This is a genomic window from Micromonospora sp. L32, from assembly GCF_052068055.1.
Lineage (GTDB): Bacteria > Actinomycetota > Actinomycetes > Mycobacteriales > Micromonosporaceae > Micromonospora > Micromonospora purpureochromogenes.
Window position 1 is genome coordinate 273,103 of record NZ_JBQHDD010000008.1, and the last position, 14,387, is coordinate 287,489.

General features: G+C 71.1%; 11 protein-coding genes and 1 tRNA gene. 2 read left to right on the forward strand and 10 right to left on the reverse strand.

Annotation, left to right across the window (positions count from 1 at the left end):
- Window positions 1–160 precede the first annotated feature (160 nt).
- Window positions 161–562, forward strand: coding sequence for a hypothetical protein (locus tag ACTMTB_RS23170; protein WP_441148339.1), 402 nt, complete (start codon window positions 161–163; stop codon window positions 560–562).
- A gap of 384 nt (window positions 563–946) precedes the next feature.
- Here the strand turns inward: ACTMTB_RS23170 and ACTMTB_RS23175 are convergent, their stop codons facing one another.
- Entirely contained in the window at window positions 947–3,865 is a 2,919-nt protein-coding gene (locus tag ACTMTB_RS23175; RefSeq protein WP_441148340.1) for a tetratricopeptide repeat protein, read from the reverse strand.
- Between the two features lie 503 nt (window positions 3,866–4,368).
- Here ACTMTB_RS23175 and ACTMTB_RS23180 point away from each other — a divergent pair.
- Window positions 4,369–5,394, forward strand: coding sequence for a tyrosine-type recombinase/integrase (locus ACTMTB_RS23180; RefSeq protein WP_441148341.1), 1,026 nt, complete (start codon window positions 4,369–4,371; stop codon window positions 5,392–5,394).
- A 26-nt stretch (window positions 5,395–5,420) separates the two neighbouring features.
- Here ACTMTB_RS23180 and ACTMTB_RS23185 read toward each other — a convergent pair.
- The 9 genes from ACTMTB_RS23185 to ald all read right to left on the reverse strand — a co-directional run bounded on the left by ACTMTB_RS23185 (window position 5,421) and on the right by ald (window position 14,134).
- Window positions 5,421–5,494, reverse strand: a tRNA-Pro gene (locus tag ACTMTB_RS23185).
- Between the two features lie 171 nt (window positions 5,495–5,665).
- Entirely contained in the window at window positions 5,666–7,072 is a 1,407-nt protein-coding gene (gene der, locus ACTMTB_RS23190; protein WP_441148342.1) for a ribosome biogenesis GTPase Der, read from the reverse strand.
- A complete protein-coding gene (gene cmk / locus ACTMTB_RS23195; RefSeq protein WP_441148343.1) occupies window positions 7,069–7,749 on the reverse strand; it encodes a (d)CMP kinase in 681 nt (226 codons plus the stop codon). Before cmk ends, der begins: the two co-directional genes overlap by 4 nt.
- A gap of 188 nt (window positions 7,750–7,937) precedes the next feature.
- On the reverse strand, window positions 7,938–8,708 hold the full coding sequence (locus ACTMTB_RS23200) for a pseudouridine synthase (protein WP_179804401.1): 771 nt from the start codon (window positions 8,706–8,708) through the stop codon (window positions 7,938–7,940).
- A complete protein-coding gene (scpB, locus tag ACTMTB_RS23205; RefSeq protein ID WP_441148371.1) occupies window positions 8,695–9,633 on the reverse strand; it encodes an SMC-Scp complex subunit ScpB in 939 nt (312 codons plus the stop codon). The genes ACTMTB_RS23200 and scpB overlap by 14 nt, the downstream gene beginning before the upstream one ends.
- Before the next feature lie 212 nt (window positions 9,634–9,845).
- The gene (locus ACTMTB_RS23210) at window positions 9,846–10,862 is read right to left on the reverse strand and encodes a segregation and condensation protein A (RefSeq protein WP_441148344.1); all 1,017 of its coding nucleotides are present in this window, start codon (window positions 10,860–10,862) and stop codon (window positions 9,846–9,848) included.
- 53 nt (window positions 10,863–10,915) lie between these two features.
- Entirely contained in the window at window positions 10,916–11,839 is a 924-nt protein-coding gene (locus tag ACTMTB_RS23215) for a ParA family protein (RefSeq protein ID WP_154937924.1), read from the reverse strand.
- A 190-nt stretch (window positions 11,840–12,029) separates the two neighbouring features.
- Window positions 12,030–13,022 (reverse strand): site-specific tyrosine recombinase XerD, encoded by a 993-nt coding sequence (locus ACTMTB_RS23220; protein ID WP_441148372.1) that lies wholly within the window; start codon window positions 13,020–13,022, stop codon window positions 12,030–12,032.
- Window positions 13,019–14,134 carry an alanine dehydrogenase gene (ald, locus tag ACTMTB_RS23225; RefSeq protein ID WP_441148345.1) on the reverse strand — a complete coding sequence of 372 codons (1,116 nt, stop codon included), beginning with the start codon at window positions 14,132–14,134 and terminating at the stop codon, window positions 13,019–13,021. Before ald ends, ACTMTB_RS23220 begins: the two co-directional genes overlap by 4 nt.
- Window positions 14,135–14,387: the final 253 nt, after the last annotated feature.

Genomic DNA, 14,387 nt, shown 5'->3' on the forward strand with positions numbered 1-14,387 from the left:
TACCTCGCCCCACCGCAAACCGGTGTAGAGAAGGAACCGCACCAGCAGCCCAAAGCGTCCGCACGCGTCCGCGAGCCTCGGCAGCCGTTCCAGGTGCGCTACCGCTCCACACGGCGCGGCCTGAACTCTCGACGCCTCGGCTCGCGTGATGGAGACACACATGGATGTGGCATGGATCGTGACCGGTCCCGGAAGCGGCGATCCGGCCTCCACGGAAACCCGGTCTGACGCCGACGGCTTCATGTCCCGGCTTCAGCACCTTCTGGGCGCCGGAGAGGGGTATGCGGAGGTAGGTCGCGTCGAGGCGGACTATCTCCTCTTGACGTTCTCGTTCAGAGGGGACTACGCAGTCATGCATCTGTTCGAGTCCCCAGATGACTGCCGCCTTCTTCGGGGGGATGGCCGGCTACCCGCGACGAAAACCGTCGAAGTCCCGGTGCTCGCCGACGACTGCACATTCTCGGGTGACTTCGTCCTGAGTGTCGCCAAGGCAACGGCGGCGATCGCAGCCTTCATCGACGGTGCTCCAGCGGCACGACTGGGAGAGTGGGTTCGGCTCTAAGCCCGCGGAGTGGAGGCACCTCCGTCAGTCCTAGAAGGCGCGGCCTCAGCGAACTGCCGAATTCGCCTCTTAAAGGATCAAGACGGCCCGCAAAGCGGGCCGCGCCGGCTCGGCCCCGGCCTGTTGGCGACCTCCGGCCGGCATCGGCCGGACCGGCCGGCCATGCTGACGGACGACCAGGACCCGGAAGACCTCGGGGCTCCGCCCCGAACCCCGACCCTCCTCAGAGATGCCGGGCGCATCACCTCGCCGGGCACCACAAGGGCTACCAGCCTCCCCGGACGGGGCCAAGGTCGTTCGGCTAGTGAGGCGCTCCACCTTGTCCCCGTCCGGGGAGGCTGGACGGTCTACGACTGCCCGACGAGGAGATGCAGGCGTCCTACATCAGGGCCCCCGATCCGGTCCGCCGGACTCTTTCTCGATTTGGGCAGCAATCTCAGCGAGTCGCTGGTTTGCGCTGAGCGTCGTTGGATGTTCCTCGCCCAGCACCCGACGATGCTGCTGCAAGACCTGCTCGTGCAGGCGGCGGGCTTCGGCCAGCTCACCCATGTCGCTTAGCACTGTTGCGAGGTTGCCCATTGAGGTGAGCGTCGCTGGATGTTCCTCGCCCAGCACGAGGCGGCGCAGCTGCAAGACCTGCTCGTGCAGGCGGCGGGCTTCGGCCAGCTCACCCATACGGCGCAGCACGGCCGCGAGGTTGCCCATTGAGGTGAGCGTCGCTGGATGCTCCTCGCCCAGCACGAGGCGGCGCAGCTGCAAGACCTGCTCGTGCAGGCGGCGGGCTTCGGCCAGCTCACCCATGTCGCTTAGCACTGTTGCGAGGTTGCCCATCGAGATGAGCGTCGCTGGATGCTCCTCACCCAGCACCCGACGATGCTGCTGCAAGGTCTGCTCGTGCAGGCGGCGGGCTTCGGCCAGCTCACCCATGCGGCGCAGCACGAGCGCGAGGTTGTTCATCGAGGTGAGCGTCGAGGGGTGCTCCTCGCCCAGCACCCGAGTGCACACCTCAAGCTCATGCTCGTGCAGGCGGCGGGCTTCGGCCAGCTCACCCATGTCGCTCAGCACGAGCGCGAGATTGCTAATGGAGGTGAGCGTCGAGGGGTGCTCCTCGCCCAGCACCCGAGTGCACACCTCAAGCTCATGCTCGTGCAGGCGGCGGGCTTCGGCCAGCTCACCCATGTCGCTCAGCACGGCCGCAAGGTTGCCCATCGAGATGACCGTCGTTGGATGTTCCTCGCCCAGCACCCGACGATGCTGCTGCAAGACCTGCTCGTGCAGGCGGCGGGCTTCGGCCAGCTCACCCATGTCGCTTAGCACTGTTGCGAGGTTGCCCATCGAGGTGAGCGTCGTTGGATGTTCCTCGCCCAGCACGAGGCGGCGCAGCTGCAAGGCCTGCTCGTGCAGGCGGCGGGCTTCGGCCAGCTGACCCATGCGGCGCAGCACGAGCGCGAGGTTGTTCATCGAGGTGAGCGTCGTTGGATGTTCCCCGCCCAGCACCCGACGATGCTGCTGCAAGACCTGCTCGTGCAGGCGGCGGGCTTCGGCCAGCTCACCCATGTCGCTCAGCACGGCCGCGAGATTGCCCATCGAGATGACCGTCGTTGGATGCTCCTCACCCAAAACCCGACGGCGCTGCTGCAAGACCTGCTCGTGCAGGCGGCGGGCTTCGGCCAGCTCACCCATGCGGCTCACCACGATCGCGAGATTGTTCATCGAGGTGAGCGTCATTGGATGCTCCTCGCCCAGCACCCGACGGCGCTCAGCCGCGGCCCGTTCCAGCCACCGTCGACTAGGACCGTACTCGCCGCGTTCGAGTAGGTACACGCCTAGCCGAACACCGAGGTCAGTGGTGGAGGTAGAAGCGGCATTGTCCTGGCCAGCATGTCCGAGCACGGCCGCGGCATGCGGCAAGAGGGCCACCCACCGATCCCAACCTGACGGATCAGCAGTGTCCGCAGGAAGAGCCTCCGAGATGGCTGTCGCCGCCAGTGCAATCCATCGACTACGCGGCCAGCCAGCCGTGCGATCCCGACCAGGTAACGGCAACCAGCTGGGCGCTATCCGCACCGCCAACCGTGCCCGTCGGGCTTCGGCGATCCGACTACGCAGCACGTCCTGGACAAGCGGATGCAACCTCAGCACGTCCCCATCGGCCTCTATCAAGGACATCCTTAACAGAACCGCGATCGTCGCGTCCAGCTTGATTGGGTCCGCCGCGGCGGCGGCGAGTGCCGACGGCAAGACGGCAGCGCCGGACACGAATACGTCACGTGGAATGCCAGTGGCCGGCGCGAAGAACGCCGACAGGGTAAGCAGTTGCACCGCGGCCTTACTCCGCTTCGCCGCCGCAGCGAATGCCAGCTCGAAAGTTCGCGACACCGGTGGCCGGTCCACCGGCGATTCCTGCCGCCACAGCCACGCCTGGTTCCCCGCCCGATATCGCTGCACATAGCCGGCCAGGCTCACCCCGGTCTGCACGCAATACGCCGCCGCCTGCTCCAACGCCAACGGCAGGCCGCCCATCTCCCGTGCCAGCCACCGCGCCGCGTCGTCATCACGGTCCCCCGTGCGGTCTTGCAAGAACCGCGCCGATTCCTCCTCCTCGAATGGTCGCACCACAGACACCCGCGCCACTCTCGCTAGGCCGGGATCACGAGAGGTGATCACTACCTGGCCGCGCCCCGAAGGCACCAACCCTGCCAGATCGCTCTCACCGCCGACGTTGTCGAAAACCAGTAACCAGCGCGACTGGCCGCTCAACTCCTGCACCACACGCCGCGCCGCGACCTCCTGATCCGTATCACCGACCCCTAGGCGATCAGCCAATTGTGCCAACGACGCCACCACCGTCAGCCGATCGTCAGCCACCAACCACCAGCCCAACTCAAACTGCCCGCGTTCCATGATTGCGTACGCCTCGGCAAGTTGCGTCTTGCCCACCCCCGGCGGCCCCACCAATGCCACAGCACCACCATTGCGACCACTCAACGTCTGCGCGAGCTCCCGCAACTCGACCGAGCGGCCTACAAACGTGCGCACAGCCGCCGGAATGTTCCACACCACCCCGCCGAGAGAGGACCCCACACCGCCCAGGCGATCACCGCTAACCTTCACGGACCGACCGCGACGCACCTCCGTAAGCACGACTGGCACCGCCAGCAACCCCGCCAACGGCCACGCCAGCCACAGATACGGATCCCAGGACGAAGGCAACGCACCCGTGGCAACGTTCGTCATCGCCGGCAGCAACACCAACGCAATGACGGGCAAAAGCGTCAGCGTGATCCAAGACGGCCGACGCATCTACCCACCTCCGACGCCTTGGAATCATCAGCGGCCTCACGGTAGCGCCGCACCTCTACCAGGCGGCCAGCCCGTCCTTTATTGGACACCAACGCTCCCTTGCGGCACGGCCACAAGGCTGCGCCTGCCCTTGGCAGCGTTACGAGGCGAAGAGCGGCACCGGTCGGGGGATGGGAGAAGAACGGCAAAGCAGCCATAGGCGTTGGGCCACTCACGGGTCACAACTGGTGCGACCCGAGGCCACACCAGGCCCAGCGAATCGTACTGATCTGGGAACCCGTCGCCGCTGGGGCCGATCTTGTGCGACTCCTAAGCGTCAGTCCCTGACCCCAGCCTGACCCCAGCACGACGCCAACAGCCGCCAGCGGATGAACGTCGGCCACAAATCGGCGGGGATGCGAGGCGGTTAGCGGCGGATGCGGAACGCTCCTACGTCGGGCCGACGCCGCTCCAAGTCGCAGGCGTTTACTGATGCCGAGCAGGCGCAAGCGTGGCTCGGCACCATGCAGCGCGCGGCGAGGGGCGGCGTCGACCCCGACGCGGCGTCGATGCGGCTGGCGCAGTACGGCGACAGCGTGATGCGCCTGGCATTGCGCGGCCTGGAGGGCAAGACGCTCGACCCGTACCTGGCGGGGTGGCGCAGGCGGGTCGTGCCGACCCTCGGCCACCTGCCCATACGGATGATCACGAACGGCGCGGTGGACCGGGCCGCGCACGGCTGGATCTCCGAGGGCTGCGGGCGGTCGACGGTGAAGAACAGCCTTGCCGTGCTGGTGCGGGTCTTGGAGCAGGCGGTGCGCGACGGTCTGATCGACCGCAACCCCGCGCGGCTGACCGGGTGGCAGCGAGAGTATCAGCGAGCCGAGGACGAGTTGGACAACCCGCGTTCCCTGGCGCTGCCCGACTGGACCGCGCTCGCCACCCTGGCGGCGGCGTTGGTCGAGCGCTCGCACGGCCGCTACCTCGGTTGGGGTGAGGTGGTGATGTTCGCGGCCGGCACGGCGGCCCGGATCGGCGAGGTGTCGGGCGTGCGCAAGGGCGACATCGATCGCGACACGTGGCTGTGGACGGTGCGCCGGCAGACCACCACCGGCCCCGGCGGCCTGGTCGACAAGGGCACCAAGGGCAAGCGGGCACGGCAGGTGCCCATCATCGAGGAGCTGCGGCCGATGGTAGCCGCGAAGCTCGACCGGATCACCGAGGACGACGGCCGGCTCTTCGTCGGTCCTCGCGGCGGCCGGATCAGCACGGCGGTGCTGCGCGACGCTACGCACTGGGATGAGGTGGTCAGCTCGCTGGGCTTCGAGTACCTGAGGCGGCATGACCTGCGGCACACCGGGCTGACCTGGATGGCGGATGCCGGCGTGCCGGTGCACGTTCTGCGGAAGATCGCCGGCCACGGCTCATTGACGACGACTCAGCGGTATCTGCATCCGGATCGGCAGTCGATCCGGGCAGCCGGTGAGGCGCTGTCTTCGCATCTCACCGGCCTGAGGTCCCCAAATGGTCCCCAGCGGGGCATCGCATGATCGCGAGAAATGCCCCTCTACCTGCGTCGGGACGGCCGGATTCGAACCGACGACCCCTTGACCCCCAGTCAAGTGCGCTACCAAGCTGCGCCACGTCCCGATGCCCCCGCGCGGTCTCCGCGGCAGCCGGTACAGCTTAGCGCAGGATCTTCGCACCACGCGCACAGGCCCCTCCCGCGTCGCGGCGTCCCACGCCACTCCCCCTAAAGCGTCCTAGGAAAGAGGATGCCGGGGAGAGCGGCGCTCCCCCCGGCATCCAAGAAGAACAGGGTCAGCCGTGCGCCTTGCCGCGGCCGCCGGGGCCGAGCTTCTTGCGCGGGCGGACCGAGATCTCGATCGGGCTGCCCTCGAAGCCGAACTCCTCGCGCAGCTTGCGCTCGACGAAGCGCTGGTAGCCGGCGTCCAGCGGCGCGGTGGTGAAGAGCACGAAGCGCGGCGGCGCGACCCCCGCCTGGGTGGCGAAGAGGATCTTCGGCGCCCGACCACCGCGCACCGGGTGCGGGGTGGCCTGGACCAGCGCGGTCAGCCACTGGTTGAGCTGCGCGGTCGGCACCCGGGTCTCCCAGCTCGCCAGCGCCTTGCGCAGCGCCGGCGCGAGCTTGTCCACCGCGCGGCCGGTCTGGGCGGACAGGTTCAGCCGGATCGCCCAGGGGATGCGGCGCAGCTCCCGGTCGATCTCCTTGTCCAGGTAGTACCGGCGGTCGGCGTCGACCAGGTCCCACTTGTTGAAGGCGATGACCAGGGCCCGCCCGGCCTCGGTGACCATGGACAGGATCCGCTGGTCCTGCTCGCTGATCGGCTCGCTGGCGTCGAGCAGCACCACCGCCACCTCGGCCGCCTCGATGGCCGCGGCGGTCCGCAGGCTGGCGTAGTACTCGGTGCCGCTGGCCTTGCCGACCCGCTTGCGCAGGCCCGCGGTGTCCACCAACTGCCAGGTCTCGCCGCCGATCTCCACCAGGCTGTCGACCGGGTCGACGGTGGTGCCGGCGACCGCGTCGACCACCGCCCGCTCCTCGCCGGAGAACCGGTTGAGCAGGCTGGACTTGCCGACGTTGGGACGGCCGACGAGCGCCACGCGGCGCGGGCCGCGGGGCCGGTTCTCGATGATCTTCGGCGCCTCGGGCAGGGCCTCCATGATGGCGTCGAGCAGCTCGCCGGATCCCCGACCGTGCAGCGCGGAGACCGGGTACGGCTCACCGAGGCCGAGCGACCAGAGTGAGGTCGCCTCCATCTCGATGGCGGTGTTGTCGGTCTTGTTCGCGACCAGGATGACCGGCTTGGCGCTGCGCCGCAGCATCTTCACTGCGGCCTCGTCCACGTCGGTCGAGCCGACCATCGCGTCGACCACGAAGAGAACCACGTCGGCGGTGGCCACGGCCGTCTCGGCCTGCGCGGCGATCGCCGCGGCCCGGTCCTTGGCGTCCGGCTCCCAGCCGCCGGTGTCCACCACGGTGAACGCCCGGCCGCTCCACTGCGCGTCGTAGGGCACCCGGTCCCGGGTGACCCCGGGAACGTCCTCCACGACCGCCTGGCGGCGGCCGATGATCCGGTTGACCAGCGTCGACTTACCCACGTTGGGGCGGCCGACCACGGCCACCACCGGCTGCGGACCGGACGGCTCCTCGACGTCGAGGTCCGGCTCCCGCAGCTCCACCCAGCCGCCGATGTCCTCGCTCATGCCACCCCCCGTTCGGTGAGGAGATCGCGCAGTCGGGCGACGACCTCGTCGATGCCCAGCTCGGTGGTGTCCAGCACCACCGCGTCCGGGGCCTGCTGCAGAGGGTTGACCTTGCGGGTCGAGTCGAGCTTGTCCCGGCGGGCCAGGTCGGCGGCGGTCGCCACGACGTCGACCGCGTCCTCGGCGCTGCGCCGCTGGGCGCGGGCCGCCTCGGAGGCGGTCAGGTAGACCTTCAGGTCGGCGTCGGGGGCCACCACCGAGCCGATGTCCCGGCCCTCGACCACGATCCGGCCGGCGTTGGTGATCATCTGGCGCTGCCGGGCGACGAGCAGTTCCCGCACCGCCGGCACGGCGGCCACGGCGGAGACCGCAGCGGTCACCTCGGGGCCACGGATCTCCCTGTCGACGTTCACGCCGTCGGCGGTCACGCCGGACCCCTGGGGGTCGGTGCCGATGCGCAGGTCGACCTCGCCGGCGACCTTGGCCACCGACTGGACGTCGGTCAGGTCGACCCCGGAGCGCAGCACGGCCCAGGTGATCGCCCGGTACATGGCCCCCGTGTCGAGGTAGCGGGCACCGAGGCCGGCGGCGAGCCGCCGCGAGACGGTGGACTTACCCGAACCGGACGGCCCGTCCACAGCGACCACGCAGCGCACGGCCCGTACGTTTTCCTCCACCGTTGTCCTCCTATAGCCCGTACCTCGCGGGTCGCCGGTGTCTCCGGCGCCGTTGAGCGGATGTCCATCGTCAATCATGCCCGCGCCTCGCGGGCGGCCGCGCGCACCACCGTCGGGGGCGACCCGCGCCACCCGCCGGCCCATCGGCCGCGACGAAGCCTACCGGCACCGATACCCGGTTCGCCGGGTCAGTCACCCACGGCCTTGAACAGGGCGGCGACCTCGGCGTTGGTCAACCGCCGGATCCGCCCGGTACGCAGGTCACCCAGGCGGATCGGCCCGATCGCGGTACGCACCAGCCGGGACACCGGGTGACCCACCTCGGCCAGCAACCGCCGGACGATGTGCTTGCGCCCCTCGTGCAGGGAGAGCTCCACCTGGGCGGTCTTGCCCAGGGTGTCCACCACCTTGAACGAGTCGACCTTGACCGGCCCGTCCTCCAGCTCCACCCCGGCCATCAGCCGCTTGCCCAGGTTGCGCGGGATCGGCCCGGCCACCTCGGCGAGGTAGGTCTTGAGCACCTCGTACGACGGGTGCATGAGCTTGTGGGCGAGGGTGCCGTCGTTGGTGAGCAGCAGCAGCCCCTCGCTGTCCGCGTCGAGCCGCCCGACGTGGTAGACCCGCTGCTCCACCCGGTTGCCGATGAAGTCGGCGAGCTCGTTGCGTCCCTTCTCGTCCGCCATGGTGGTAACCACCCCGCGTGGCTTGTTCATCGCCACGTAGACCAGGCGGTTGTTTGCCTGGAGGCGCTCGCCGTCGACGTGGATCACGGCGGTGGCGGGGTCGACCTTGTCGCCGAGCTGGGCGACCCGGCCGTTCACGGTCACCCGGCGCCGGAAGATCAGGTCCTCGCAGGCCCGTCGGGAGCCCACGCCGGCGGCGGCGAGCACCTTCTGCAGGCGCTCGGTCCCCTCGTACACGGGGGCGTCGGGCTTCGGGGCACGGTCATCGCGTCGCATCGGCAAGCTCTTCTACATCGTCGGGGAGGAACGGGGCGAGCGGGGGCAGGTCGTCCACCGAGTTCAGCCCCAGCTTCTCCAGGAACATCGTGGTGGTCCGGTAGAGGAACGCCCCGCTGTCCGGTTCGGTGCCGCACTCCTCGACCAGCCCGCGGGAGACCAGCGTACGGATGACCCCGTCGCAGTTCACACCCCGGATGGCCGAAATCCGCGAACGGGTGACCGGCTGCTTGTAGGCGATCACCGCGAGCGTCTCCAGCGCGGCCTGGGTCAGCCGTACCGACTGCCCGTCCAGTACGAACCGTTCCACGTAGGTCGCGTATTCCGGGCGGGTGTAGAGACGCCAGCCACCGGCAGCCCGGCGCAGTTCGAAACCGTGCCCGGCGGCGGTGTAGCCGGCGGCGATCTCGTCCAGCATCGGGCCGACCCGCTCGGCGGGCTGCTCCAGCACCTGGGCCAGGGTCAACTCGCTGACCGGCTCGTCCACCACCAGCAGGATGGCCTCCAGCGCGCCGCGCAGCTCCGCGTCGTCCAGCACCGGAGCCGGCTCCGGCGCGGGCGTCGCCCGCCGCCGGGGCGCCGGCTGTCTCCCGGGTACGCGGGCAGCCGCACCCTCCCCCGCCGGCTCGTCGGTGCCGCCGGTCGACGCGGGGTCGGCCGCCCGGCCCTCGGCGCCGGCCGTCGGCCCGGAGTCGGCCACCCTGCCCTCGACGTCGCCGATCGACGCGGAGTCGGTCGCCCCGCTCTCGACGCCGGCCGTCCACGGGGCGTCGGGCGCTGGCGCGCTCACGTCGGCCTCCGGGGCGGCGGGTGCGTCGGTCGGCGCGGTATCGGTCCTCGGAGCAGGCTCGTCGGCCGGGCGGAGCTGTCCCGTCGGCTCCGCACCGGACGGCGCGGCGTTCTCCTCGCCGTGGGGTTCGGACAGGTCCGGCTCCGCCGGCGACCCGATCTCGCCACCGTCGGCGGCGGCCGGCGCGGCGGACTCGTTGGACGGCTCAGCCGGGTCGGCCCGGGCCGCCGGGTCCGCCGGGTCCGCCGGGTCCGCCGGCTGGGCGGCGCGGGGTGGGGTGGGGCGCTCCCAGGGTGGGACCCAGGCCGCCGCCTGGTCGGCCAGGGAGTCCCGACGCTCCTCGTTGCTCATCCCGCTCGCTCCTCCGTCGTCGCCGTCCCGTCCCCGTCCGCCACCCCACCCGGCTCGCCCGGAACCTCAACGGTCTCGGCCGGCTCGGCCGGGGCCCCAGCGGTCTCGACCGGTTCGGCCGGGGCGCCGGCGTACTCGTCGATGTGCAGCTCGGTGTCGCCGTCGGCGGGGCCGGTCCAGCGCACCGTCAACTCCTCCAGCGCCTGATCCTGCACGAAGGAGACCAGCCCCTCCCGGTACAGCTCCAGCAGCGCCAGGAAGCGGGCCACCACCTCCAGGGTGATCTCGCAGTCGGCGCAGAGCAGCGAGAAGGTGGCGGTGCCGGCGCGGCGCAGCCGCTCGGTGAGGATCGCCGCGTGCTCCCGGACGCTGACCCGCACCATGTGCACGTGCGCGATGGAGACCTCGGGGGTCGGCTTCGGGGTCATCGCCCGGATCGCGAGCTTGAGCAGCCGCTCCGGACCGATGCCGAGGACCAGGTCGGGCAGCGCCTCGGCGTACCGGGGCTCCAGGGTGACCGCTCGGGGGTAGCGCCGGCCGCCCACCGCCTCCAGCTCGGCGATGTGCGCCGCCGCCTCCTTGTACGCCTTGTACTGCAACAGCCGGGCGAAGAGCAGGTCCCGCGCCTCCAGCAGGGCCAGGTCCTCCTCGTCCTCGACCTCGGCGGCGGGCAGCAGCCGGGCCGCCTTCAGGTCGAGCAGGGTGGCCGCGATGAGCAGGAACTCGCTCGCCTCGTCCAGGTCCCACTGGTCGCCCATCGCCCGGATGTACGCGATGAACTCGTCGGTGACCTTGTGCAGGGCCACCTCGGTGACGTCGAGCTTGTGCTTGCCGATGAGTTGCAGCAGCAGGTCGAACGGTCCGGTGAAGTTCGCCAGCCGGACGGTGAAGCCGGCGCTCTCCGCGGCCTGCGGCACGCCGGCCGGGACCGTGGCCACCTCGGCGGCGGCCTCGGCGGCCAGCACGGGAGGCTGCTCCGGGGTCGTCGGCGGGTCCAGGGGTGGCGCGGTCACCGGACGACCGTAGTCCACGCCCCGGGTCCACCGGCGGCAAGGTGCACCCCGACCTACCGGTCGGCCTGGGCGGCGATCACCTCACGGGCCAGCTGCCGGTAGTTGCGCGCCCCGGAGGAGGCCGGGTCGAGGGTGGTGATCGGCGCACCGGCCACCGTGGACTCGGGGAACTTCACCGTCTTGGTGATGACCGTCTGGTAGACCTTGTCGCCGAACGCCTCGACCACCCGCTGGAGCACCTGCCGGCAGTGGGTGGTGCGGCTGTCGTACATGGTGGCGAGGATGCCTTCGAGCTCCAGGTCGAAGTTGAGCCGCTCGCGCACCTTGTCGATGGTGTCGAGCAGCAGCGCCACCCCGCGCAGGCTGAAGAACTCGCACTCCAGCGGGATGAGCACGCCGTGCGCCACGGTGAGCGCGTTGATCGCCAGCAGGCCCAGCGAGGGCTGGCAGTCGATCAGGATGTAGTCGTACTCCTTGCGGACGGTCCGCAGCACCCGGGCCAGGGCCATCTCCCGGGCGACCTCGTTGACCAGCTGGATCTCGGCGGCGGAGAGGTCGATGTTGGCGGGCAGCAGGTGCAGCCCGGCGACGTCGGTCTTGATCAGGACGTCCTCGGCGGTGACGTCGTCCTGCATGAGCAGGTTGTAGACCGACAGGTCGAGGTTGTGCGGGTTGACCCCGAGGCCGACCGAGAGCGCGCCCTGCGGGTCGAAGTCGACCAGCAGCACCTTGCGGCCGTACTCGGCGAGCGCGGCGCCCAGGTTGATGGTCGTCGTGGTCTTCCCGACGCCGCCCTTCTGGTTGGCCATCGCGATGATCCGCGCCGGCCCGTGCCGGTCGGTCGGCATCGGCTCGGGGATCGGCTTGCGCATCGTGTAGGCGGCCGGGTCCGCCGGACCCAGGTCCGCGCCGAGCGACGCCTGCTGCTCGCGGAGCTCCGACGTCCAGGCGTCGGCACGGTCACCGTTGCCAGCCATGTCCTCGTTGCCCCCTCCCGACGACCACCCGGCGTCGGAGCCGTCCGACGTCCTGCGCGGCGCCGCTGCGCACCCCGGATGTCGCCCCAGGAGGTCCGCGCCGATGCCGACTGTACGCCACTCACCAGCAGCGCGTTCGGTACCGGTCCGGCGTGTCGGACGTCCCGCCCGACCGACCCGTGACGCCCGGTCAGCCGCGGGCGCGGGGATGCGCGGTGGCGTACACCTCGCGCAGCCGCTCCACAGTGACCAACGTGTACACCTGGGTGGTGGTCACCGAGGCGTGGCCGAGCAGTTCCTGCACCACCCGCACGTCGGCGCCGCCGTCGAGCAGGTGGGTGGCGTACGAGTGGCGCAGGGTGTGCGGGGACACCGCGTTGGGCCCGTCCACCGGCAGCCCGGCGCGCTCGGCCGCGCGGCGCAGGATCGTCCAGGCGCCCTGCCGGGTCAGCGCGCCGCCGCGGGCGTTGACGAAGACCGCCGGGGTGCCCCGCCCGGCCGCGACCAGCGCGGGCCGGGCCCGCACCAGCCAGGCGCGCAGCGCCTCGACGGCGTACCCGCCGATCGGGACCAGCCGGGTGCGCCCGCCCTTGCCGCGCAGCAGCGCGGTGCCCTCGTCGACGTCGAGGTCGTCGACGGCCGCGCCGACCGCCTCGGAGATCCGCGCGCCGGTGCCGTAGAGGAACTCCAGCAGCGCCCGGTCGCGCAGCGCGAGAGCGGCGCCGTCGCCGGCGGCGGTCACCGCCCCGGCGGTCTCCAGCAGCCGGACCACGTCGTCGACCGGCAGCGCCCGGGGTAGCCGGCGGGGCGGCGTGGGCGGCCGGACGTCCCGGCTGGGGTCGGCGCCGGCCAGCCCCTCGCGCAACGCGAAGCGGTGCAGCCCGCGCACGGCGGAGGCCGCCCGGGCCGCCGAGGAGACCGCCAGCGGCGGGTGGTCGTCGTCCCCGGCCCGCAGCCGGGCCAGGTGCGCCTCCACCTGCCCCGGTCCGACGGCGGCCAGGTCCGACACCCCGGCGGCCGCCAGGGTGTCGAGGTACCGATCCAGGTCCCGACGGTACGACGAGAGCGTGTTCGCCGACAGGCCACGCTCGACGGTCAGGTGGTCGAGGTAGCCGCGGACGGCACGGCGCAGGGCCGGCGCGGGCGTGACGCCCGCGCCGGCGGTGTCCGGTGCAGCGGTCAGGCCAGCACCTCGGCCAGCGGCAGGGTCGGCATGCCGTGCGCCTCGGCGACCGGGCCGTAGACGACCTGGCCGTCGTGGGTGTTCAGGCCCAGCGCCAGCGCCGGGTCGCGGCGCAGCGCCTCGCGCCAGCCCTGGTTGGCCAGCTCCAGCGCGTACGGCAGGGTGACGTTGGTCAGCGCGTAGGTGCTGGTGTTCGGCACCGCGCCGGGCATGTTCGCCACGCAGTAGAAGATCGACTCGTGCACCTTGTAGACCGGGTCGGCGTGCGTGGTGGGACGCGAGTCCTCGAAGCAGCCGCCCTGGTCGATGGCGATGTCGACGAGCACGCTGCCCGGCTTCATCCGGGAGACCAGCTCGTTGGAGATCAGCTTCGGGGCCTTCGCGCCCGGGACGAGGACCGCGCCGATGACCAGGTCCGCGTCGACCACGGCCCGCTCGATCTCGTACGCGTTGGAGGCGACGGTCTGCAGGTGGCCCCGGTAGATGGCGTCGGCCTGGCGCAGCCGGGCGACGTTCTTGTCCAGCAGCAGCACCTCGGACTGCAGGCCCAGGGCGATCGCGGCGGCGTTCAGGCCGGAGACACCGGCGCCGATGACCACGGTCTTGGCCGCGTACACGCCGGAGACGCCGCCGGGGAGCACGCCCCGGCCACCGCCGGTGCGCATCATGTAGAAGGCGCCCACCTGCGGGGCGAGCCGGCCGGCCACCTCGGACATCGGGGCGAGCAGCGGCAGCGACCGGTCGGGCATCTCGACGGTCTCGTACGCGATGCCGGTGACCTTCCGGTCGACCAGCGCGTCGGTGCACTCCTTGGAGGCGGCCAGGTGCAGGTAGGTGAAGAGCACCTGCCCCTCGCGCATGCGGTGGTACTCCTCCGCGATCGGCTCCTTGACCTTGAGCACCAGCTCCGCGGCGTCCCACACCTCGTCGGCGGTGCCCAGGATCTTGGCGCCGGCCGCGGCGAACTCGTCGTCGCTGATGGTCGACCCGACACCGGCGCCGGACTCGACGAAGACCTCGTGACCGTGGCGGGTGAACTCGTTGACGCCCGCCGGCGTGATCGCCACGCGGTACTCGTGGTTCTTGACCTCGCGTGGGATTCCGACCTTCACGATGCAGACACCTCTCTTCGGGGCAGTTCACCCCCGACTGCTCGGCCCCGCGCCGGCCCCATTGCCGGCGCGGTCGACCGGTCCCGCCGGCGGCAGTCTAGGCGCGGGAGCACCCTCCGGGGCCCAGCACAGTGACATCCGGTGCCCGATCCGCCTGACGATGTGTCAGGCGTGCGGGCCCGCTCCCCCGCTCGGCGTTCGCCCTCATCGTCGCACCGCGCGGCGGCTACCGCCGGGCGGAACCCGCAGGCGA